The sequence below is a fragment of the Methanosarcina sp. UBA5 genome (genome assembly GCF_002505485.1).
Lineage (GTDB): Archaea > Halobacteriota > Methanosarcinia > Methanosarcinales > Methanosarcinaceae > Methanosarcina.
On the sequence record NZ_DAVG01000135.1, the window covers coordinates 6,301 to 6,548 of the forward strand.

1 pseudogene is annotated in these 248 nt (G+C 34.3%); it reads right to left on the bottom strand.

Going from position 1 to position 248, the window contains the following annotated elements:
* Positions 1-199, bottom strand: a pseudogene (locus BP621_RS16725) (IS630 family transposase); the annotation flags it as partial.
* Positions 200-248: the final 49 nt, after the last annotated feature.

Genomic DNA, 248 nt, shown 5'->3' on the forward strand with positions numbered 1-248 from the left:
AATCCTCTTGCCAGTAATATCCAGTTTTCTTAGTCACTCCAACTTTAGTAGCAGCTTCTTCTACAGAATCTCCCAAAAACCTGAATTTGACAAAATAGAGTCTTTTAAGCACTCTTGAATTATTTTCATGCCTGATTAAAACGTTAATCTCATCAAGAGTTATGTTTCGATCAATAGGAATGTGTTCTTTCCCCACCATATGAATAGATAAGTGCTAATACGTGTAATAAGTTGCGTTGAAGACTATA